Source organism: Sphaerisporangium aureirubrum (assembly GCF_042658925.1).
GTDB lineage: Bacteria > Actinomycetota > Actinomycetes > Streptosporangiales > Streptosporangiaceae > Sphaerisporangium > Sphaerisporangium aureirubrum.
The window spans coordinates 28,396-51,055 of the sequence record NZ_JBHSRF010000053.1; the positions used below are offsets into that span (position 1 = coordinate 28,396).

The window sequence follows — 22,660 nt, forward strand, 5'->3', positions numbered from 1 at the left end:
GTTCATGAGCAGGTGGGGCGACGACAATGACCCGATGAGCATTCGAGTGGCCGGTGCGGAGGAACTCCCCCTGCTCCAGGAGATCGAGCGGGCCTCCGGGGAGGTCTTCCGGGGGTTCGGGATGGGACCGGTCGCCGACGACGAGCCGTACGCCATCGCCGTGCTGGCGGCGTACCAGCGGGCGGGGCGGGCCTGGGTTTCGGTGGACGAGGACGACCGGCCGGTCGCGTACCTCATCGCGGAGGAGGTCGACGGGAACCTCCACCTGGAACAGGTGTCGGTGCATCCGGCGGCGGCGCGGCGCCGCCTCGGGCGGGCGCTCATCGAGCACGCGGCCGACCACGCCAAGGCCGCGGGGATGCCGGCGCTCACGCTCATCACGTTCACGCGGGTGCCGTGGAACGCGCCGTACTACGAGCGGTGCGGGTTCTGGGGGCTGGACGACGCGGAGCTGACGCCCGGGCTTCGGGCGCGGCGCAGGCGGGAGGCAGAGCTGGGGCTGGATCGATGGCCGCGTGTCTGCATGCGCCGCGATCTTTGAAACGCCTTAGCTTGGTAAGCGCCGGTATCGGAGCGTCACCCGCTTCGGGAGGAGATCCACGTGAAATCGATCCCCCCGTCCCCCCCGTTCTCCGAGGAGGTCCCGCGCCCCGGTGACCCCGAGGAGAGCTACCGGCGCTCCTACGAAGGCGTGCGCGAGTTCCTGCGGGTGTTCGACCAGATCCGTATCCGTCCCACCTGGCGCAGCGGCGACGTGCCGGTGCCGGTGTTGTGGGTGACCGGGCCGTACACGGCGACCGCGGCGGTGACACAGGCGCTGGAGGAACGGTGCGACGGCACGCCGTTCGCCCACCTCGGGCCGGCTCCCGACCCCGAGGCCGCCGCGCCGCCGCCCGTGGAACGGAGCGCGCCGTACGCCGACCTGATGGCACGGTTACGCGAGGCCAGCCGCGACCTGGCCTCCATCGCGCCGCGCGGCGAGGCGCACCTGCGCTTCCCGCTGCTGGCGCAGGTCCTGTGGCTGCTGGACCTGCAGATCTCCGACGACGAGCCCGACCGGCTGCACGACGGCGTCAAGCGGGCCGTACGGCAGCGGCGCAGGCAGGTCCGGGCGGGCAACCCCCAGGACCGCCGCAACTTCTGGGCCAACGTGCGCGCGTACGCCGAGGGGCCGCTGCCCGCGTGGGCCGCCGCCACGGCGGTGCTCAGCGCCACCGCGGCCGACCAGCTCTCCACCGTGCTCGGCATCTGCGCCATCGTGGCCGGCCCCGTCTTCGGAGCGCTCCATGTGCTGCTGCTGTCGCGCAGCTGGGCCGGGCGGCGCCGGTACAAGTGGTTCTGCCACCAGCCGTACCTGATGCCGGGGCAGCGCCGCAACCAGCCCACCGAGTTCACGAGGTTCGCGGTGCGGGTGATCCAGGCCCGGCGCCGCGCCCTCACCCTGCCGGCGCTGGAGGCCGGCCTCGGGGCCACGCCCGCCGACCCCGCGGCGCGGGCGGTCGTCCCAATCACCGGCCCCGACGACGGCGACTCGGCCGAGGAGCGCAAGCGGCAGGAGGCCCTGCTCGCCGTGCAGGGCATCGAGCATCTGCTGGTGAACGCCTTCCTGCACGACCTGCGGCAGGGGTACGCGCGCAGCCTGTGGAAGTTCTGGCGCCGGGTCGCCTGGGCGCGGACCTCCTACCCGGTGCTGCTGGTGAGCGGCGGCGGCACCCGCCTGGTCACGCTGATCGAGGAGGTGCGGGCCGGGACGCGCCAGCCCGACCCGCTGCTGGTCGTGGTCACCGGCTCGCCCGCCCGCCCGGCGCTGCCCCCCGGCCGGCCGTCCGTCGGCGGCGTGCCGGTGCTGGCCGGGCGGCCCGAGCGCACCGAGGAGCTGTGGGAGCAGTGGCGCGCCGAGCTGGACAGGGACCGGGCGCTCGGCTCCCACCGGCTGATCCGCGTCGACATGGAGGCCAGGGACGCCCCGCTGCTGGAGAAGCTCAACGTGCCGGTGCGGGGGCGGCGGCGCCCGCTGCTCGCCCACCCGCTGCTGCCGCTGCTGACGGTGGTGGCGCTGCTCGCGCTCTCCCTGGTGCGGGTGGTGTCCTCCGCGACGACCAACTGCGCGCCGTCCATCTGGCGGGCGCCCACCGGCGAGTGCATCGGCCTGGGGTACGGCGACTTCGCCTACACGCCACGGCTGGCCAAGGTGCTCACCGCGATCGACGCCGCCAACCGCACCGTCGTCGACTCGGGCAAGCCGTACTCGACGGTGGTCTACTTCGGCAAGCTCACCAACCAGGCGGGCGTCGAGGACGCGCTCACCGACATCCACGGAGAGCTGGCCGGGCTCGCGGTGCGGCAGCGGCAGCTGATCCAGAACAGCGGCGACGGCAGCAAGCTCCAGATGCGGGTCCTGGTCGCCAACGCCGGCGCCGACTTCCGGTACGCCGAGGACGTGGCGCGGGCGGTGCTGCGGCGGGTCACCGAGGACCCGACCATCGTCGGCGTGGTGGGGCTCGGCGAGAGCCGGCAGCAGGTGCAGAACGCGCTGCGGATCCTCAGCCGCAAGGCCCTGCCGGTGGTCGGCACCACCGCGACGTTCGACGATCTCGGGTCGAGGGCGGGCGGCGGGTTCATCCCGTCGTACTTCCCGCTGGCGCCGCCCAACAGCGAACTGGCCGTCACGGCGGCGCGCTGGGCCCGGCTCGGCACGCCCAGCCAAGCCATCGCGCCCGCGAAAAGGGCGGCGGTCTTCACCGACCTCATGATCACCGACCTGTTCGGCAAGGACCTCGGGGCGCGGTTCGTCAAGGCGTTCGGCGACGGCGCGACGACCGTCGGGTACGCGAACGCGGCGGAACTGGAGCAGAAGGTCGCCGAGGTGTGCTCGGCCGCCGAGCGGCCCGACCTGGCGTACTACGCCGGGCGTTCCGGGCAGTTCGGGGCGTTCATCGAGGCGATCGGCAAGTCCCAGTGCCACCAGCTCACCGTGATGGCCAACGACGACATCACCCAGTACGTCAACGACAACGCCCCCCAGCTGGGCCGCAACAACCGGGTCCGGGTGGTGTACGTGGCCCTGGCGGCGCCGAGCGCGTGGACGGCCGTGCCGAGCCAGTTCACCCCCAACTTCTACACGGAGCTGGAGAGCCTGGTCACCTCCCTGGACATGAAGAACCTGCCCAGGACCGACCTCCCGTCCGACGCCTACGCCGTACAGGCCTACGACGCCGCCGAGACCCTGATGCGCGCCGCCCAGTCCGCGTACGGCGGCCAAGGCGGCTCCGCGTCCGTGGACGGCGAGCCCGGCGTGGTCGACCGTGGCGGCGTCCTGCTGGCCCTGGAGAACCTCGGCGAGGTCGACGGCGCCAGCGGCCTGATCAAACTCCACGGCGCCCCCGACACCCGCCACGCCGTCGACCGCCCCATCCTCCTGGTCACCGTAGACCCCAACGGCCGCCAGGTCGTAGTCCGCCACTGCGGCCGCCTGTACGCCCAGCAACCTCTGAGCGCCACCTGCGGAACCTGACCCCGGCGCGTCGCGGAAGCATCGGTTCGACGCGACTCAGCAGGACGCCACCCGCCCCCGCCGGCCACCACCTGGGCCGTCTCTTCGGCGCCGGAGCGGCGGGACGTTGTACGGCGAACTCGGCGCCGCCGTACGGCGCCCGACTACATCGGGACACCCCATCACAGGGAGAGACCATGAGCCCGGCGGGCCCGGGGGCGCGGGGGTGTCCCCCGTATGAGAGCAGCCCTTGCGCCTTCGCGCGAAGCGCGCCACCGCAAGGACCATTTCACCGGGCGCCCGCGGACAGCCGGGTTGTCCGCCGTCAGGCGGCGCCGGGTTCGCCGTACAACGTCCCGCCGTACCGGCGCCGGGAAGTCTGTGGCGAAAGCACCTGGCGAAAGCACCTGGCGAAAGCACCTGGCGAAAGCACGTGGCGAAAGCACGTGGCGAAAGCACGTGGCGAAAGCACGTGGCGGAAAGCCGGAGACGGAGATGCGTGTGGACGGGGCGGGTCCGTGGGTGGGGCGGGGGTCCGTGGGTGGGGGTCCGTGGGTGGGGTGGAGGGGGTGGATAGCTCGTGGCGCGGGACGGCGGAGGGTGGCGGCTGGGTTAGATGTGGCCGGTTACGGTGGTGCCTTCGCCTACGACGCTGTTTACGGTCAGGGTGCCGCCTACTTCGCTGAAGCGGCGTTTCATGGTGTCTATGCCGCGGCCGGTGCGGCCGGGGGAGAAACCTATGCCGTTGTCGCTGATGGTGAGTTTGAGGCCGGAGCGGCCGGTGGTGAGGGCGATGGAGAGGGTGTGGGCGCCGCTGTGCTGCTCCACGTTGGTCAGGGCTTCCTGGACGACGGCGTAGACGGCGTCGGCGACGGGGCCGGTCACCCGGTCGGCGGGCAGGGCCCAGACCTCGACGGTGATGCCGGTGCGCTCCGACCATTCCGTCAGGTAGTCCTCGATCGCCTGCGACAGGCCGCGGCGGCCGCGCATGCGCAACTCTTCGTACAAAGTCCCCCAACCCTCCTGGGAGCACCGCTCCAGGCGACGTGACCCCGGCCCCACCGCGTCCCCCCTGGTTCGCGGAACCACGGTCGACGCTACCGGTGCGCGCTCAACGAGCGATTGAGATTGGTTTGGCGCAGACGAGGCATCCACCCGGGAAGGACCGGTTGAGTCCCGTCCAGAGTGGTTATGCCCGCCACGGCCACCTGCCACGCTACCCGCGGGTACCTTCCGGTGCGCTGAGTGACGATGGCGCGAGAGTCTATTCCTGGTCGGCCCGGTCCAGCTTGCGGTCGCCGCGGTCCAGCCGGGCGAGGTAGTCGTTGTAGGCGTCCAGCTCGGCGTCCCCGGTGCCGCCCTCCTTGGCGGCGCGGGCGTCGGCGCGGCGGTCGGCGACGCGGGCCTTGCGGTTGTCGTCGCGGTACCACTGGAACGCAAGCGCGATCAGCACGATGAGGGTGGGGATCTCGCCGAAGGCCCAGGCGATGGCGCCGCCGGTGCGCTGGTCGGAGAGCGTGGACGCGCCCCAGGTGCGGCCGAGCTGGTCGTACCAGTCGGCGGCGATCACCGTGCCCATGTTCATCAGGGCGATGCCGAAGAACGCGTGGAACGGCATCGTGACGAACAGCAGGAGCAGGCGGCCGACGTACGGCAGCTTGGTGGGGGCGGGGTCCACCCCGATGATCACCCAGAAGAACAGGGACCCGCTGACCAGGAAGTGGAGGGTCATCGCGATGTGGCCGAGGTGCTCCTCCATCGCGGCGCCGAACAGACCGGTGAAGTACAGCGCGTAGGTCGAGGTGATGAAGATCGCGGTGGCGATGGCCGGGTGGGTGATCACCTTGGCCGCGCGGCTGTGCAGGATGGTGATCAGCCACTCGCGCGGGCCGCGGTCGCCGCGCCGGACGGCGGGCTTGAGGGCCCGCAGGGCGATGGTCACCGGGGCGCCGAGCACCAGGAAGATGGGCACGATCATGGACAGCACCATGTGCTCGGCCATGTGCACGCTGAACAGCACCGGGGCGTAGCGCGCCACGCCGGTCTGGGTGACGAGCAACAGCAGGAGAACGCCGATGCCCCAGCTGACGGTGCGGCCGACCGGCCAGTGGTCCCCGCGGCGGGCCAGCCGCACCACGGCGGCACCGTACAGGCCGGCCAGCACCGCGGCCAGGGCCGCGAAGAACAGGTCGAACCACCACAGGGTCAGCAGGTTGACGACCGACACGGGCGGCGGGATGAGGTAGCCGAGCAGCTCGAAGGCGCGGTCCACCGGCAGGTCCAGCGGCGGCGGGGCGGTGCGGGACAGCCCGACGGCCAGGCCGACGGCGACCAGCATGACCAGGCCCTCGCCCATGGCCAGCCGGACGAAGGCGCCGGACCGCCCGGCCGACAGCTCGGGCAGCGTGCGGCCGCGGTGCCGCCAGCCGAACACGCCGAGGCCGGCGAACGCGACGATCTTCGCGAGCATGATGAGGCCGTAGGAGCTGGTGACGAGCTCGCTGAGCGCGGTGAGCCGGGCGAGGGCGCTGAACAGGCCCGACAGGCCCACCCCGACGAAGCACCAGGTGGCGGCGCGGGAGAAGCGCTGGGCGGCGACGCCGAGGTCCGGGCCGCCGCGCAGGCCGTGCGCGCACAGCACCAGCAGGCCGCCCACCCACACCGCCAGCACCAGCAGGTGCAGGGCGACGCCGGTGGTGGCCAGGCCGTGGTTGGGCGATGAGCTGGAGTGGCCGGTGAGCGCGGGGGGCAGCATGGTGGCCAGGGCGAGCAGCAGCAGGCCTGCGGCGGCCCCGGCCGTGATGGCGCCCCGGCTGAACAGCGCGATCGCCGTGCCGAACAGCACGACGAGGGTCAGGGAAATGCCCTGGGAGACCTGGCTGGCGTAGCTGGTGAGCTCGTCGCCGCCGAGCACCTCGGCGACGGGGAGGCCGAGCGTCTCCGACAGGCTGAACACCAGGGTGGAGGCGCCGGCCGCCGCCCAGATCAGGCCGCCCCAGGACGCGGCCCTGGTGTAGGTGAGGGCCGTCTTGCCGAGCAGCCCCTTGTCGTTCGGCAGCAGCGCAGAGGCCATGAGGAGCATGCCGACGGTCAGCACGCCCGCGGCGTCCATGGCCAGCTTGGACAGCGGCAGCGCCCATCGGGTGAGCGTGCCCTCGTCCGGCAGGCCGGGAATGATCCGCGGCGTCGCGGCGCCCCCGAAGATCAACGCCACGGCGAGCGCTCCGGCCGCGACGCAGGCGCCGGCGATCGCCAGCCGGAGGGTCTTGCTCATGGCCGCGCCTCCGGGCCGGTGGCGGTGCCGGTCGGCGCGAAAATCGGACCGGTCGGCGAAAAGTCGTGGGCCCGGGCCACGCGGGGGTGACGCCCCGTGGGCGCCACGAAGGCGAGAGGCCGGGCTGGGTGGGGGTTACGCGGGCCGGGGGGGAGGGAGGCCGGGGGCGAGGGGTGGGTCATGTCTTCTTCCGCATGCTGAACGCGAGACCGATGCCGATGCCCGCGATGCCGAAGACCACGATCCAGACCCAGGCGGGGATGCCGCCACGCTGCTCGCTGGAGTCGGCGACCGGGGCGGCGGTCACCTCGGACGGGGCGGTGGAGGGGGCGGCGGTGGGGGGCGCCGGGGTGGCCTCGGGAGCGGCGGCGGTCGCCGTGTCGGTCGGCGACGGGCTCGGCTCCGGGGCGCGGACCGTGAAGGGGATCTCGCCCTCCACCGGGTGGCCGTCACTGGAGACGACGCGCCAGGCGATGGTGTACTTCCCCGACGGCAACGAGCCCGCGACTTTCTGAGTGATCACCGGCCCGTCGGCCTTCGGCTTGCCCTCGTGGTACGCCTTGCCCCCCGCGTCGCGCACCAAGACCACTGGAAATTTCACGGATTCCGTGAAGGTCAGCTTCACCGAGTCCAGTGTCCCGACCGTCGCGCCCTTCTTCGGGTCGCTGCTCTTCAGGGCCGTGTGCGCCAGCGCAGGGGCCGCGAACGCCGTGCCGAGAACGGCGGCGACCAGCAGCGCGAGCACGGCGGCGAGCGGGGAAGTCCTCATAACCCCTTAAGGCTACTCACCACCACGCCCGGTCCCCACCACGCGTTGCCCGCCCGCAGACGGCCGGGGAACGCCGTGAGGACAAGAGGTCCGCGAACCGGGCCCACCACACGTTGCCCATCCATGGACACCGGGAGACCCCGGAAGGGTAAGCCGGTCCGCGAACCGGCCCCGCGACGCACGGCCATTCCTGCGGACGACGAGGGCACGGGGCGGGGGTGCAAACGCCAGCCAGGGGCACGGCACGAGGCTGAGGTGCAGACGGCCCCAGGGGACGACGTCGGGAGCGCAAGATCATCGTGACTCGACCACTCCGGGGAACGTCACCTACGCCGCGCGTACGCAATCCCTCCGTAACCGGCTCGATCGTCCTTTCGGCGCCGGAGCGGCGGGACCGTTGTGCGGCGAACTCGGCGCCGCCGTACGGCGCCACACCCAACTCAACTGGGACACCACATCACAGGGGGCCCACCATGAGCCCGGCAGGCCCGGGGGTGCGGGGGTGTCCCCCGCATGAGCACAGCCCTTGCGCCTTCGCGCGAAGCGCGCCACCGCAAGGACCGTTTCACCGGGCGCCCGCAGACAGCCGGGTTGTCCGCCGCTAGGCGGCGCCGGGTTCGCCGTACAACGTCCCGCCGTACCGGCGCCGGGAAAAGTGCGTGCAGGCGGGGAACGGTCCGTGCGCCGTCCGTGGACGGCCGGTTGCGCCCCCGGGACGGGCGGTGGAGGGGCGATGGATCGCCCGTGGACAAGCGGTGGAGGGGCAGTGGATCGCCCGTGGACGGACGGGATGTCCGTGGGCGGCGGGGGAACGCCCCCCGTAGGCGGGCGGGGGGACGCCCGTGGACGGGCGGGGGACGGCTGATGGGCGTTCGGGGGCGATGGTGACCCACCGTTCAGGGGCGGTGGGTCACGGGGGGTGGTGGGTGACCCACCGTCCCGGGGGCGGTGGGTCACGGGGGGGGCGGGCCCCGTGACCCAGGGGCCGCCCTGGGAGCGCGGTCGAGGGTGTGGGGGCGTTGTGGGGTTAGAGGCCGGCGCAGGCCAGGGCTCTGCGGTAGGCGACTTCGCTGGCTTCTTCTTCGCCCAGGCGTTCCAGGGCTGTGGCGGCGGTCAGCCAGCCTTCGGCGGCCTTGCGGGACGGGGGGGCGTTGACCAGCATGTGTTCTACGGCGGCGAGCTCGGCGGAGGCCTCCTCGCTCTGCTGGAAGAGGAGCAGGGCGTTGCCGAGGACCAGGTGGGCCTCGGCCAGGAGGGCGGGGGTGCGGTCGTCGAGCATGTCGCGGCCGCGGCGGGCGTACTCGACGGCCTTGCCGGGGTCGCCCAGGGCGATCTCGGCCTTGGCGAGGTCCACCGCGCACCGGGCGAGGTCGACGGTGCCCGCCGAGGACTCGCGCAGTTCGCGCTCGGCGCGCAGCATCAGGTCGCGGCAGGTGAGGGCCTCGGCCGGGCGCACGCGCAGCAGCAGCAGGGCGTACGCCATGCGCAGCCGGGCGAGGTTGCGGGGCTCGCCGGTCTCGGACTGCACCGCGAGGGCGCGCTCGGCCATGCTGAGCGCCTCCTCGCCGCGGCCGGTGAGGTCGGCCACGACGGCGGCGTTCCAGCAGGCGGCCACGGTCGCGCGCGGGGTGTTGAGCATCTCGGCCGCGCTGAGCAGCTCGCCGGAGAACTGGCGGGCCCGCAGCAGGTCGCCGCGCACGATGTACGCGCCGAGCAGCGTCGCGCCCAGCTCCACCAGGTCGTCGTTCCACGCGGGACGCCCGGCGCCGAGGAGTGCGTCCTCGCCGACGCGCACGGCCGCCGCGAGGTCGCCCCTCTCGCGGAAGCAGCGCGACAGCGCGACCGCCACGGCCACCGCCCGTTCGCCACCGAGCGTGTCGCCCGCTCCGTGCAGACGGGACAGCACCGTGATCGCCTCGTCGAGGTCGCCGCAGGCCTCGCTGGCGAGCGCGTAGCCGTACTCGGCCCTCTGTCGCAGGGGGGCCAGGCCGGCCAGGCTTCCGTCCTCGAGAAGCTCGGCGTACCTGCGCCTGGCCTCGGTGACCTCGCCGTTTTCGAGGGCCATCCCCGCGTAGTTCAGCCCGAGTTCAAGATCGTGCATCTGTTCGGCGGTAACGCCATTGATCAGATACGTTAGAGAGCACTCGAGCTTCGCAGCCAGTAGTTCAAGCACCGCCGCGGTGGGGGTTCGCTTCCCACTCTCGATCAGTGATACATAACTATCTGACAACTCAGGGTGTGCCAGTTGTGCTTGCGAAAGGCCGCGTTGGCGGCGGATCGTCTTGATTCGCTGGCCTATAAGATCTTGACCGCTCACCGGCACCCCTTGAAGATGTAAGCCCCGAAAGACTGCGACAGACGGGAGTCAATCATGCGTCGCCGCCGCCTCGCACTATGTGCCCTAGTTGTTTCCTTCTCAGCCATCTTCGGCCTCGCTGGCAATGTTACGTCCGCGAACGCCGCGTCATCGCCGCAGAACCTGCGCGCGGACTGGCTTTGCTGCTGATCCATAGCAAATCAACTCGCCCGTAATGCAAGGAAAAGATCCACTCTGTCCGCCATAGAGGACAGATCACGCCCGGTCAACTCCTCGACGCGTCGAATACGGTACCGCACTGTGTTCACATGCACGTGCAAACGCTCGGCGCAGATGTTCCAGGACCCAGCGGAGTCCAGGAAGGTCCCGAGGGTGCGGACCAGCTCTGACTGGTGGCGACGGTCGTAGACGAACAGCGGAGCCAGGATCCGGTTGGCGAATGACCTCCGCACATCGTCGGGAACGGTGGCCAGCAACAGAGCATGAGTGTAGATCTCGTCGCTGGTCACCACTCCCCCACCACGTGCCTCGGCCAGACGGCGGGCGTGGCCCGCCTCCTCGGCACCGCCGCGGATGGCTCCGGGGCCGGTCAGGACGGCACTGACGCCGACCGACACCCTGCTGGCGGGCAGGCCCGCCTGGAGCGTCGCCACCCGCTCGGTCAGCAGGTCCGATAACGCTCGCACGCTACGCTGCACTTGCATCTGCACGCGATTCCGTTCTTGCACATGCACGAGCTCCGAATGTTGCAAATGCACGATCTCATCAGTACCCAGAGTACGCAATGGCACGAGGGCTACAGCCCCGTCCGCTCCCGCCGCCGCGACCACCCGGCGCTCCAGCATCTCCTCGATCACCCGCCCGCCCAGCACCGCCGGATCGGGCCCGTCGGTGGCGCCGGGCCGCTGCACGGTCGCCGTCACCACCGCGTACGGCTCGGCCGGATCGATCCCGCACGTGCGCAGGCGCGCGGCCAGCTCGGCGGTGTCGGCGGTCCCCGAGGAGGCGGCGCCGATCAGTTGCTCGGCCAGCCGCCGCTCCACCCGGCGGCCCTCCTCGCGGCGGCTGCGCTCCAGTGCCGCGCACGCGGCCAGCTCGTACCCGGTGTCGGCCCGGTCCAGCAGGTCGGCCCCGCACACCAGCGCCCACCCCGCCGCCCGGTGCGCCCGGTCCACCGCGAACAACGTGAACGGACCGCCCGGGGTGCGCACCAGGTGGGGCAGCCGGGTCGCGGCGAGGTACTCCCGGGCCAGCAGCGCCGCCGTCTCGGCGTCCAGGCCGCCCGCGACGACCGTGCCAACCGCCGAGATCACCGCGCCGGTCATGCCGAGCTCCCCGGCGATCAGCGCGCACAGCTCGTGCAGGTCGGCGCCCTCGGCCACCGCGGCGACGATCCTGCGGTGCCGGCCGAGCGCGCCGCGCAGGTCGACGGCGTCCGCGCCGCCGAGGCGGGTCTCCACCACGTCGCCGAGCGTGCGGAACGACACCTCCTCGGGGACGTCCAGCAACGGCAGATCGCGCTCGCGGCACGCCTGGACCAGGTCGTCCGGCACGTGCCCGAGCCACGCCCGGCCCGCGGCGAGCGCGCCGACCCCGGCCCTGGCGAGGATCTCGACGAAGCGGAGGGAGTCGCCGGGGTCCCTGCGCCACATCATGCCGGTCAGCACGAGCTCGCCGCCCGCCAGGTAGCGGCCGGGATCGGGCAGGTCGGTGACGTAGACGCCGGTCACCCGGCGGTCCAGGTGATCCTCGCCCGTCAGCAGGGTGACGGCACCCAGTCCCTCGGTCGCCAGCAGCTCACGTATCCGCACATACACAGGCTAGACGGGGTTCTTTGGACGAACCTACAACCGGCCGCCGCCGGGGGGCGCGGCGTTTCGCGGCTGGGTCAATAGGCCGCCCCGCCGAGGGGCTGATGTACTGCCGAGGTGAGCCAAACCGCGAGCGGCCAGAGCCGGACCAGGCCGAGCGGCCAGGGCCTCGGGGAGAGCGCGCCCCGCCCGGACGGCACCCTGAAGGTCACCGGCGAGTTCGCCTACTCCTCCGACCTGTACCTCGCCGACATGTTGTGGGGCGCCACGCTGCGCAGCCCGCACCCCTCGGCGTGGATCAGGTCCGTCGACATCGGGCCCGCGCTGGCCATGCCGGGCGTGTACGCCGTGCTCACCCACGAGGACGTGCCGGGCGAGCGCTTCTACGGCCTGGACCGCAAGGACCAGCCGGTGCTCGCCGTCGACCAGGTGCGCTACCAGGGAGAGCCGGTCGCCATCGTCGCCGCCGACCACCCGGAGACCGCGCGGCGCGCCGCGGCGGTGATCGTGGTCGAGTACGAGGAGCGCGAGCCGGTCACCGACGCGCGCCGGGCCGTGTTCGACGCGGCCTGTCCCGAGGTGCACCCCGGCGGGAACATCGTGCGGCACCAGCCGGTGCGGGTGGGCGGCGAGTTCACCGCCGACGTGGTGGTGCGCGGCGAGTACGAGGTCGGCATGCAGGACCAGGCGTTCCTCGGGCCCGAGTCGGGGCTCGCGGTGCCCGCCGAGGACGGCGGCGTCGACCTGTACGTCGCGACGCAGTGGCTGCACGTCGACCGGGAGCAGATCGCCCCCTGCCTCGGGCTGCCCCCCGGCAAGGTGCGGCTCACCCTGGCCGGGGTGGGCGGCGCGTTCGGCGCCCGTGAGGACCTCTCGATGCAGGTGCACGCGTGCCTGCTGGCATTGCGCACCGGGCGGCCCGTCAAGTTCGTGTACGGCCGCCAGGAGTCGTTCTACGGGCACGTGCACCGGCATCCCGCGTGGATGCGGTACGAGCACGGCGCCACCCGGGACGGGCGGCTGGTGTACGTGAAGGCCGAGATCGTGCTGGACGGCGGGGCGTACTGCTCTTCCTCCCCCGCGGTGGTCGGCAACGCCGCGTCGCTCGGCGTGGGGCCGTACGAGGTGCCGAACGTCGAGATCGACGCGTACGGGACGTACAGCAACAACCCGCCGTGCGGCGCGATGCGCGGCTTCGGGGCGGTGCAGGCCTGCTACGCCTACGAGTCGCAGATGGACCGGCTGGCCGAGGCGTGCGGGCTGGACCCGGTGGAGATCCGGGTGCGCAACGCGGTGTCCCAGGGGTCGCGGCTGGCGACCGGGCAGGTCATCGAGTCGCCCGCGCCGCTGGCCGGGATGCTGCGCGAGCTGGCCGCCATGCCGCTGCCCGCCGGCGAGGCGGCGACGGACCTGCGGTCGATGCCCGGCGGGGTGGCGCAGACCACGCACGGCGAGGGGGTGCGGCGCGGCATCGGGTACGGCGTCGGGATCAAGAACATCTGCTACTCGGAGGGGTTCGACGACCACTCCACCGCGCGGGTGAAGATCGAGGTGCTCGGCGGCGAGCCGCACGTGCTGGTGCACACCGCCGCCGCCGAGGTGGGACAGGGCCTGGTGATGGTGCAGGCGCAGATCGCGCGCACCGAGCTCGGCGTCGAGCGGGTGACCGTCGCGCCCGCCGACACCACGGTCGGCTCCGCGGGCTCCACCTCCGCCTCCCGCCAGTCCTACGTCACCGGCGGCGCCGTCCGCGAGGCCTGCCTGGCCGTGCGCGAGCGCCTGGACGACCTGCGCGCCGAGCGTCCCGGCGTGCCGCTGGCCGACCTGCTGGAGCTCTCCGGGCCCGTCGAGGAGACCCGCGAGTACCGCCACCGGCCCACGTACCCCATGGACCCGGTCACCGGGCAGGGGGACTCCCACACCCAGCTCGCCCTGTGCGTGCACCGCGCCGTCGTGGACGTCGACGTGGACCTCGGCCTGGTCAAGGTCGTCGAGCTGTCCGCCGTCCAGGACGTCGGGAAGATCCTCAACCCCATGGCGCTGGAGGGGCAGATCCACGGCGGCACCGCGCAGGGCCTCGGGCTGGCCCTGATGGAGGAGATCCAGGTCCGCGACGGGCGCATGCTCAACCCGTCGTTCACCGACTACCTGATCCCCACCATCCTCGACATGCCGCCCATGACCATCTCCATCCTGGAGAACCCCGACCCGGACGCGCCGTACGGCCTCCGCGGCGCCGGGGAACCCCCCACCCTGTCCTCGACCCCGGCCATCGCCGCCGCCGTGCGGGCCGCCACCAGTCTTCCCCTCACCCGGATCCCCATCCGGCCGTCGGACATCGCCCTGCCGGACGCCTGATCAGGTGAGGTCGCCGCGCTCGCAGGCGACGCCGTCCTGGTCGCCGTCGACGTACCAGGCGTATTCGGCGTGCAGGCCCTTGGTGTACGGGCCGTAGCCGGCGGCGTTGGCCTGTTTGCAGCTCGCGAAGCGGGGGTCGGGTTTGCGGGTCGAGACGCTCGTGGGGCGGGCGGACGTCGTCGCGCCGGGGGTGCGGGCGGCGGGGGTGCGGGCGGCGGGGGCGGTGCGGCCGACCGGGGTGGAAGGGGTCGTGGAGGGGGGCGTCAGAGGGACGGCGCCGCCCGCGCCGGGGCCGTTGGACGGAGCGCCGGCGGAACCGCTCGTGGACGGGCCGGTGGGGGGAGGCGTCACGGAGGGGCCCGTGGAGGGGGCGCCCACCGAGGGGCAGTCGCCGGTGCCGGGCACGCCTGGTGAGACGGGGGCGCCGGGCTGGGAGGCGCTCGCGGGCGGGCAGGTGGGCGCGGCGGTGGGGACCGGGGAGACGGGGCCGCCGGAGGCGGAGGCCGCCGGGGAGGGGCCGGTGCCGAGGAGGCGGGCGACCATGGCGTCGGCCTGTTCCTTGGAGAGGCCGGAGATGCTGAGGCTGTCCACCGTCACCTGCTGGGCGACCCGGGGGGCGGCGACCACGCGGTCGGTCACCACGACGGCGAGCTGCTGCTCCAGGGCGTCCTTGGTCAGGTCGGCGAGGCGGTCCCGGCTCTCGGGGGCCAGCACGATGCGGACGGCGTAGGTCTGGTCCGGCTCGGGGATCGCCTCGACCTTGAGCACGGAGGTGACGGTGACCCCGGGCGCGACCTGGTAGCACGTGGTGCCCGCGTCGTCCAGCACGGCCTCGGCCCCGGGGCAGGGGGCGGCCCGCACGCCGGTCACGGGGGCGAAGTGGATGGTGGTGGTCAGGCGGCGCGGCGGCTTGGCGCCGAGCGGCACGTCCGGCTGGCGGGTCATCAGCACGGCGATCGTGCCGAGCACCCCGGTGACCAGAACCACGACCACCAGCGCCGCCACCAGCGCGATCGTCGTCGACCGCGCCGCGCGCGGCGGCCCGGGCGGTCCCGCGGGCGGCCCGGCGGCCCCGGGCTCCCCCGGCCCCGGCGGCGGCCCTCCCGGCCCGTCGGGCCCGGACGGCCCCTCCGGCGTGCCCGGCCCTCCCGGGCCGGACAGCTCCTCCGGATCGCCCAGCCCACCCGGCCGGTCGGGTCCGTACGGATCCCCCGGCCCTCCCGGACGGTCCCAGCCAGAGCCCCCGCCGTACAGCTTCGTATCGCCCTCGCCGTCCGGGTCCGTACGGTCCCAGGAGGCGGCCGCGAGCGGCGCGGGATCTGCCGGACGGTCCCAGGAGGCGCCGCCCGTGAGCGGCGCGAGATCGGCCGGACGGTCCCAGGAGGCGCCAGCCGCCGGCGGCGCGGGGTCGGCCGGGCGGTCCCAGGAGGGCCCGGGGTCGGCCGGACGGTCCCAGGAGGCGCCGTTCCCGAAGGGCTCGAGATCGGACGGGCGGTCGCCGGAGGTGCCGCCGCCGAGGGGCTCGGGGTCGGTCGGGGGGTCCCAGAGGAAATCGGGGTCGTCGAACACGCTGGACGGCCCGTCCGGGTCGCCCTGCCCGCGTGGCAGGTCATCGTGACCGTGCACCGACGGATGGTTACGCATCCTCACCCCTGTGACCGTTATCGCTCGGGCGAGCCTATCGAGGAGTCATGTGATCGGGCTAACCGCCGGAACAGAGGGCAGGTGGCCGCCTGACGGAAGATGTCCCGGAAATTTCCGCCGTTCTGGGGTTAATTCCCGGCAACTTGATCCATGTCCCGGGTTTTTCTGGGAACGCAGAGTGGTAACAGGGCCCGGCCGACGCCTCGTCACCCCCGCCAGGGCCGGTACGCCGCCGCCCCATGCGGGCCGCGGGCGAGCACGGCGGGGGGATGCCCGCCGGACAGGGTCGATGGAGGGAATCCCATGAAGGTCGGAGTACCCCGAGAAGTGAAGGACAACGAGTACCGGGTCGCCCTCACCCCGGCGGGCGCGCACGAGTTCACCTCGCGCGGCCACGAGGTGCTGGTGGAGCGCGGCGCGGGCGCCGGGTCCTCGATCCCGGACGATCAGTTCGTCCGGGCGGGCGCGGTCATCGCCGGCTCGGCCGAGGAGGTGTGGCGCGAGGGAGACCTCGTCCTGAAGGTCAAGGAGCCGATCTCCTCGGAGTACCACCTGATGCGCCAGGGCCAGGTGCTGTTCACGTACCTCCACCTGGCCGCGTCCAGCAAGCTCACCATGGCCATGCTGGAGGCGGGCGTCACCGGCATCGCCTACGAGACCGTGCAGGCGCCGACCGGGGCGCTCCCGCTGCTGGCCCCGATGTCGGAGGTGGCGGGCCGTCTCGCCCCGCAGGTCGGCGCCTACCACCTGATGCGGCAGGGCGGCGGCCGGGGCGTGCTGATGGGCGGGGTGTCCGGGGTGTACCCGGCCAAGGTGGTCGTGCTCGGCGCCGGGGTGTCGGGCATGAACGCCGCCGCCATCGCGCTCGGCATGCAGGCCGAGGTGCTGATCCTGGACATGAACATCGACAGGCTGCGCCAGGCGGACACGATCTACCGGGGCCATCTGCTCACCGTCGCGTCCAACGCCTACGAGATCGAGCGGGCGGTGCTGGACGCCGACCTGGTGATCGGCGCGGTGCTGGTCCCGGGGGCCAAGGCCCCCAAGCTGATCTCCAACGAGCTGGTCTCCCGGATGAAGGAGGGCTCGGTGCTGGTGGACATCTCGATCGACCAGGGCGGCGCGTTCGAGGACTCCCGCCCGACCACGCACGCCCACCCGACGTACCGGGTGCACGAGTCGGTGTTCTACTGCGTGGCCAACATGCCCGGCGCGGTGCCGCACACCTCGACGTACGCGCTGACCAACGTCACGCTGCCCTACGCCACCGCCATCGCCGACAAGGGATGGCGGACGGCGCTGGCCGAGGATCCGGCGCTGGCCCGCGGGCTGAACACGCACGCGGGCCGGCTCACCAACCGCCCCGTCGGCCAGGCACATGGCATCGAGGCGGTGGATCCGGAGCAACTGCTCGGCTGAAGGCTCAGGAACTCGGCGTGGCGCTCGCCGCGGGCGAGGCCGAGGCCGAGCCGTCGGGCGCGGGGGCCGTCGCGGAACCGTCGGGCACGGGAGCCGTACCGGTGGCGCTCGGCGCGGGGGTGGGCACCGAGGTGGGCAGCGGGTTCGCCGAGGCGGGCTGGTCGGTGCTGCCCTGGCCGCTGCAGGTGGCGCCGTACTCCGGGGTGGTGGACGGGTTCTGCTTGTACTTGGTGATGTACTTCGGCAGGCGCGGGTCGTCGGCGCTGTTGAGCTTGAGCTGGTGGTTCCACGAGCTGACCACGACCGGCGAGGGCAGGCCCGGGTAGGGGCTCAGCAGGATGTAGTCGGTGGTGACCAGGGCCTTGAGCTTCTCCACCTCGGCCTTCGGCAGGTCGGGCCGGTAGGTGATCCACACGGCGCCGTGCTCCATGGAGTGCACCGCGTTCTCGCTGTTGATCGGCACGTCGTAGACCTGGCACAGCTGCCACGAGGGGTTGTGCTGCCCGCCGACCGGCGGGTTCTCCTTGTACGTCACCTTCGAGGCGACGTGCCCGGCGCCCTTGTAGGTGTAGCTGCTGACGCCGTCCAGGGACGAGCGGGCGCGCTCATTGATCACGTAGTAGCCGACCAGGCCTACCAGCAGCACGATGACGAAGGCCCCGCTCCCCCACATGAGCATCGCGGTGCGCCGCTCCTTCCGCTTCTGTGCGGCGCGCAACTGGGCGAGCTGGTCCCGCCGAGCCTGCGTCCTCTCCTTGGCCATCGTGATCCTCCACCACCGCGTCAGGTTTCGTTTGCTCAAGCTGCCTGGCTTATGTGGAGGATAGTGGGTACGTAATAAGGTTCGCGTCTATCGCCCCGGTCATCCCATCTCTGGACTCTCTCTGCCATGAATGTTTCACGGACCCGTCTGATCCTGGTCGTGCTGGTGGCCTGCGCCCTGGCCGTCGTGGCCACGCTGTTCGTCACCCGCGGCTCGGCGCCGCCCGGTGACGACTCGCCGGAGGCGGGCTTCGCCCGGGACATGGCGGTGCACCACGCGCAGGCGGCCGAGATGGGATTCGCGGTGCGGGACGCGAGCGGCGACGCGGCGGTGCGCAACCTGGCGTACGACATCATCACCACGCAGACGGCGCAGCGCGGCGTGTTCATGGGGTGGCTGCAGCAGTGGGACCTGACCCAGGCGGGCAGCCGTCCCCCGATGGCCTGGATGGCCGGGCACGGTGGGCACGCCGCGGCGCCCACGGCGTCCGCTCAGCCCGGCGGCGGGGTGACGCTGATGCCGGGCATGGCGACCGACGCGGAGATGGACCGCCTGAAGGCCGCCAAGGGCAAGGACGGCGAGATCCTTTTCCTGCAGCTGATGATCCGCCACCACCAGGGCGGGGTGGACATGGCCAAGGGGCTGCTGAAGCTGTCGGACCGTCCGGAGGTCCGCACGATGGCCCAGCACATCGTGGACACCCAGGACAGCGAGATCCAGCTCATGACCGAGATGCTCACCGCGCGCGGCGCCAAGCCCTACCCGCCGCTCTCCACCGGATAGCCGGGGAGCCCCGGGTCAGCTCGCCGCGACCTCCTCGGCGACGGCGGCGGCGAACGCCTCGACGTCGGCCTCGGTGGTGTCGAAGGACGTCATCCAGCGCACCTCGCCGGTGGCCTCGTCCCAGATGTAGAACCGGAACCGCTTGCGTACCCGCTCGGCGACGTCGCGCGGCAGGATGGCGAACACCGCGTTGGCCTGCACCGGCCGGGTCAGGGTGACGCCGGGGATGCCGCGCACGGCCTCGGCGAGCCGGGCGGCCATGGCGTTGGCCTGCCGGGCGTTGCGCAGCCAGAGATCGCCGGCCAGCAGGGCCTCGAACTGCGCCGAGACGAACCTCATCTTGGACGCCAGCTGCATCGAGCTCTTGCGCAGGTAGATCATGCCGCGCACGGCCTCGCGGTTCAGCACGACGATCGCCTCGCCGAACATCAGCCCGCTCTTGGTGCCGCCGAACGACAGCACGTCCACCCCGACGTCGGTGGTGAGCGCCCGCAGCGGCAGGTCCAGCGCCGCGGCGGCGTTGGCCAGCCGGGAGCCGTCCAGGTGGACGAGCATGCCGAGCTCGTGGGCGTGCGCGGTGACCGCGGCGATCTGCTCGGGGGTGTACAGCGAGCCGAGCTCGGTGCTCTGCGAGATGGACACCACCCGCGGCTGGGCCCGGTGCTCGTCGCCGAAGCCCCACGCCTCCTGGTCGATCAGCTCCGGGGTCAGCTTGCCGTCGGGGGTGTTCACCATGCGCAGCTTGATGCCGCCGCTCACCTCGGGGGCGCCGCCCTCGTCGGTGTTGAGGTGGGAGGAGTACGCGCAGACGACGGCCTCCCAGGAGGCGGTCATGGAGCGCAGGGCGACGACGTTGGCGCCGGTGCCGTTGAACACCGGCCACGCCTCGGCGCCGTCGCCGAAGTGGCGGCGGAAGACGTCGCCGAGCGCCTCGGTGTAGACGTCCTCGCCGTACGCGACCTGGTGGCCGCCGTTGGCGAGGGCCACCGCCTCGAGGATCTCCGGGTGCGCGCCCGCGTAGTTGTCGCTGGCGAACCAGCGCACCCGGGGGTCGTGGCGTCGCCGGGCGTCGGTCATGGCGTCAGGTCCAATCGTTCGCCGTTGATCTCGCTCGCCGGGCGGTCCCACAGCCCGGCCACGGCGTCGCCGAGGTCGGTCACGTCGGTGAAGCCGGGGAAGGAGCGCTCCGGGCTCGCGGCGCGCATGGCGTCGTTGACCAGGGCCTTCACCACCAGGATGGTCGCGGCGGCGGAGGTGCCGCGCAGCGCGTCGGCCAGGGCGAGCGTCCACGCCTCGGCGGCGGCCTTGGCGGCGGAGTACGCGGCGCCGCCCTGGGTGGGCGCCTGCGCGGCCTTGGCGGAGACGATCGCGAACCTGCCCTCGGCGCTGCGGCGCAGCAGCGGCTCGAAGGCCAGCGTGACGTGCTGGAGGGTGCGGATCAGCTGGGTGTGCAGGGCGTCCCAGTCGGCGAGGTCGGTCTCGGCGAAGGTCTTGGACCCGCGCCACCCGCCGACCAGGTGGACGACGCCGTCCACCCGGCCGTGCTCCCGCTCGACCCGCGCGGCCAGCTCGCGCACGGCCGCGAGGTCGGTCAGGTCGACGGCCTCGACCCCCTCGGCGGCGTGCCTGCCGACGCCGATCACGATGTCGCCGCGCGCCGCCAGGCGCCCGGTGACGGCCTGGCCGGTGGGGCCGCCGGCCCCGGCGACGACGACGACACGGGGCTGGCTGCTCATGGACGGATTCCCTTCGTCGCCTCGATCACGGCGGACAGCTTACGGCGCAGGGCCTCGTAGAACATGCTCAGCGGGAACTCGTCCGGCAGCACCGCGTCCACCACGGCCTTGGGGAAGCCGTCCACCGGCAGCGCCTGCGCGCCCCTGGCCCACACCGACGCCGGGTGCGGCGCGACGTAGGAGGCCACCAGGTGGTGCGCGGCCAGCCAGTGGGCCAGCTTGGAGCGGTCGATGCCGTCGCGGTACAGCTTCTCGACCTCGCCGCGCAGGTCGGCGACGCAGGGCGCGACGCGGTCCCAGTCGACGCTGAGCCGGTTGTCGGTCCACCGGACCACGTCGTTGCGGTGCAGGTAGGCGAACAGCAGCTGGCCGCCGAGGCCGTCGTAGTTGCGCACCCGCTCACCGGTGATCGGGAAACGGAACAGCCGGTCGAAGAGGATCGCGTACTGCACGTAGCGGGCCTGGGGCACGCCCTCGGCCTCCAGGGCGACCGCCTCGCCGAAGGCGGTGAGGTCGCAGCGCAGCTCCTCCAGCGAGTACAGCCAGTACGGCATGCGCTGCTTGATCATGAAGGGGTCGAACGGCAGGTCGCCGTGGCTGTGGGTGCGGTCGTGCACCAGGTCCCACAGCACGAAGGTGTCCTGCGCCAGGTCCTGGCTGTCCAGCAGCCGGGCGGCGTCCGGGGGCAGCGCCAGCTTGAGGGTCTCGGCGGCGGCGCGGCTGACGCCGCGGAACCTGGCGGCCTCGCGGTCGCAGAAGATCGCGCCCCAGGTGAACCGCGGCGGGGTCTCCCGGACGGCGACCGTCTCGGGGAACAGCACGGCCGAGTTGGTGTCGTATCCGGCGGTGAAGCCGGAGAAGGCGATCGGCACGAACATGGGGTTGTCGTAGCGGTCCCGCTCCAGGGCGGCCAGCCAGTCGGGCCACACGGTGCGGATCCAGACGGCTTCGAGGTTGCGTGCGGGGTTGCCGTTCTGGGTGTACATCGGGAACACCACCAGGTGCTCCAGCCCGTCCTGCCGCTGCTCGTCGGGGTGGAAGGCGTTCAGCGAGTCCAGGAAGTCGGGCACGCCGAAGCCGCCCGCCTGCCACTTGCGCAGGTCGGTCCGGACGGCGGCGAGGTACTCGGCGTCGTGCGGGAAGCGCGGCGCCAGCCGCTCCACCCCGGCGAGGACGCGGTCCAGGATCGGCTCGGCGGCCAGGGCGTCCTCGATGGAGCCGTCCTTGGCGGTGAGGGGGCGCAGTTCCTCGACGGCGGCGGCAAGGGCGGCGAAGTCCGGGTCGTCGTCGCGGCGCGCGGCGGCGCCGCCCTCGGGGACCCGGGCGGCCCAGGTGACGACGTTGGCCCACAGGCGCTCGTGCCGCAGGTCGCCGATGGAGTCGTCGCCGAACAGGTCGGAGTCGGCGAAGACGACCACCCGGCCGCGGCCGTGCCGCAGCGCGACGGCCAGGGGACGGCCGGCGGGGTCGGCGGCGGGCGAGGTGCGGAACAGCACGGTGGCGTCCCCGGGGGCGGTGAGCACGCCGGCGCGGTAGAAGCACGCCTCGCGGGCACCCGCCGTCAGGTCCTCGCCAGCCGGGCCGGTGGCGCCGGCCGGGGTGCCGAGCACCCAGGTGGCCACGCCGTTGAGGCAGGAGGCGGGGTCCTGCACGGTGAGGTGCTCGACGCCGACGCCGAACCTGGCGAGCAGCTCGTCCAGGTTGTTGCCGTACTTGTCCTGCTCGCACTCGGCCAGCACGATCAGGCCGCCGCCGTCCGCGACGTACCGCTCGACGGCGTCGATCTCCTCGGCGGGGAAGGCCGGGCTGCCCTGCCCGGTGGTGCGCTCCCAGCGGGCGCCGGCCGGGTGGGCGACGACGAAGGCGTCGTGCGCGGCGAGCAGGGCGGCGGTGAGGGGGCCCTCGGTGTGCGCGGCGACGGTGTGCCCGAGGCGTCGCAGGACGCCTGCGGCGCGGGCGTAGCTGTTGTCGTCGGGGTGCGCCGGATTGATGGCCTCGGCGACCTCACGGCGGATCGTCCACGACTCGCTGTGCGCTTCGTCGAACAGCACCCGCGGGAAAGCCGTCATCGTCGTACCCCTCCGTTCCTGCGTACAGAAAATCTTCGGTCCACCTCGGATATATACGAAAAATATACACAAGAGCCGAGGTGGTCCGGGAACTCATCCGGCCAAAGCCCTCGGGGACGGGGAATCGCGCCGCCCGCCGCGCGGCGCGGACCGGCCGCGCCGGTCGCAGACCGCTCAACGACCGATTGCAAGTCCGTGACGTCGGCCCGATATGGGTTGTACGG

Annotated in this window: 15 protein-coding genes; 5 read left to right on the plus strand and 10 right to left on the minus strand. The window is 72.7% G+C overall.

The annotated features are described in order from the left end of the window. The first annotated feature begins 34 nt into the window (after positions 1 to 34). Together ACFP1K_RS27870 and ACFP1K_RS27875 are read left to right on the plus strand one after the other, a co-directional pair. Complete coding sequence (locus tag ACFP1K_RS27870) at positions 35 to 541, plus strand: GNAT family N-acetyltransferase (RefSeq protein ID WP_380758680.1); 507 nt, start codon at positions 35 to 37, stop codon at positions 539 to 541. 60 nt (positions 542 to 601) lie between these two features. Then, positions 602 to 3,514 carry an ABC transporter substrate-binding protein gene (locus tag ACFP1K_RS27875; protein ID WP_380758682.1) on the plus strand — a complete coding sequence of 971 codons (2,913 nt, stop codon included), beginning with the start codon at positions 602 to 604 and terminating at the stop codon, positions 3,512 to 3,514. 591 nt (positions 3,515 to 4,105) lie between these two features. Here the strand turns inward: ACFP1K_RS27875 and ACFP1K_RS27880 are convergent. From ACFP1K_RS27880 to ACFP1K_RS27900, 5 genes are all read right to left on the minus strand, one after another. Next, positions 4,106 to 4,501: a sensor histidine kinase gene (locus ACFP1K_RS27880; protein WP_380758684.1), complete on the minus strand. Its 396-nt coding sequence runs from the start codon at positions 4,499 to 4,501 to the stop codon at positions 4,106 to 4,108. Between the two features lie 256 nt (positions 4,502 to 4,757). Then, positions 4,758 to 6,767: a cytochrome c oxidase assembly protein gene (locus ACFP1K_RS27885; protein ID WP_380758686.1), complete on the minus strand. Its 2,010-nt coding sequence runs from the start codon at positions 6,765 to 6,767 to the stop codon at positions 4,758 to 4,760. Between the two features lie 178 nt (positions 6,768 to 6,945). Next, a complete protein-coding gene (locus ACFP1K_RS27890; protein WP_380758689.1) occupies positions 6,946 to 7,536 on the minus strand; it encodes a copper resistance CopC family protein in 591 nt (196 codons plus the stop codon). A gap of 1,027 nt (positions 7,537 to 8,563) precedes the next feature. Then, positions 8,564 to 9,859, minus strand: a complete 1,296-nt coding sequence (locus tag ACFP1K_RS27895) for a helix-turn-helix domain-containing protein (protein WP_380758691.1) — start codon at positions 9,857 to 9,859, stop codon at positions 8,564 to 8,566. Between the two features lie 194 nt (positions 9,860 to 10,053). Next, entirely contained in the window at positions 10,054 to 11,664 is a 1,611-nt protein-coding gene (locus ACFP1K_RS27900; protein ID WP_380758693.1) for a PucR family transcriptional regulator, read from the minus strand. 117 nt (positions 11,665 to 11,781) lie between these two features. On the opposite strand from ACFP1K_RS27900, the gene ACFP1K_RS27905 reads away from it, so the two are divergent. Next, positions 11,782 to 14,022 (plus strand): xanthine dehydrogenase family protein molybdopterin-binding subunit, encoded by a 2,241-nt coding sequence (locus ACFP1K_RS27905; protein ID WP_380758695.1) that lies wholly within the window; start codon positions 11,782 to 11,784, stop codon positions 14,020 to 14,022. Here ACFP1K_RS27905 and ACFP1K_RS27910 read toward each other — a convergent pair whose 3' ends face one another. Further along, positions 14,023 to 15,648 carry an excalibur calcium-binding domain-containing protein gene (locus tag ACFP1K_RS27910; RefSeq protein ID WP_380758696.1) on the minus strand — a complete coding sequence of 542 codons (1,626 nt, stop codon included), beginning with the start codon at positions 15,646 to 15,648 and terminating at the stop codon, positions 14,023 to 14,025. It abuts the gene before it with no gap. A gap of 321 nt (positions 15,649 to 15,969) precedes the next feature. On the opposite strand from ACFP1K_RS27910, the gene ald reads away from it, so the two are divergent. Beyond that, positions 15,970 to 17,085: an alanine dehydrogenase gene (ald, locus tag ACFP1K_RS27915; protein ID WP_380758699.1), complete on the plus strand. Its 1,116-nt coding sequence runs from the start codon at positions 15,970 to 15,972 to the stop codon at positions 17,083 to 17,085. A gap of 4 nt (positions 17,086 to 17,089) precedes the next feature. Here the strand turns inward: ald and ACFP1K_RS27920 are convergent, their stop codons facing one another. Further along, entirely contained in the window at positions 17,090 to 17,848 is a 759-nt protein-coding gene (locus ACFP1K_RS27920) for a DUF3105 domain-containing protein (protein WP_380758701.1), read from the minus strand. Positions 17,849 to 17,974: 126 nt separating this feature from the next. Between ACFP1K_RS27920 and ACFP1K_RS27925 the strand changes: the two genes are divergently transcribed. Beyond that, on the plus strand, positions 17,975 to 18,631 hold the full coding sequence (locus ACFP1K_RS27925; protein ID WP_380758703.1) for a DUF305 domain-containing protein: 657 nt from the start codon (positions 17,975 to 17,977) through the stop codon (positions 18,629 to 18,631). Positions 18,632 to 18,646: 15 nt separating this feature from the next. Here the strand turns inward: ACFP1K_RS27925 and ACFP1K_RS27930 are convergent, their stop codons facing one another. From ACFP1K_RS27930 to ACFP1K_RS27940, 3 genes are read right to left on the minus strand one after another with little or no spacing between them, the layout of a single operon-like run. Further along, a complete protein-coding gene (locus ACFP1K_RS27930) occupies positions 18,647 to 19,708 on the minus strand; it encodes a threonine aldolase family protein (RefSeq protein ID WP_380758705.1) in 1,062 nt (353 codons plus the stop codon). Then, positions 19,705 to 20,367 (minus strand): SDR family oxidoreductase, encoded by a 663-nt coding sequence (locus ACFP1K_RS27935; protein ID WP_380758707.1) that lies wholly within the window; start codon positions 20,365 to 20,367, stop codon positions 19,705 to 19,707. Before ACFP1K_RS27935 ends, ACFP1K_RS27930 begins: the two co-directional genes overlap by 4 nt. Further along, entirely contained in the window at positions 20,364 to 22,436 is a 2,073-nt protein-coding gene (locus ACFP1K_RS27940; protein ID WP_380758709.1) for a DUF6421 family protein, read from the minus strand. The genes ACFP1K_RS27935 and ACFP1K_RS27940 overlap by 4 nt, the downstream gene beginning before the upstream one ends. Positions 22,437 to 22,660: the final 224 nt, after the last annotated feature.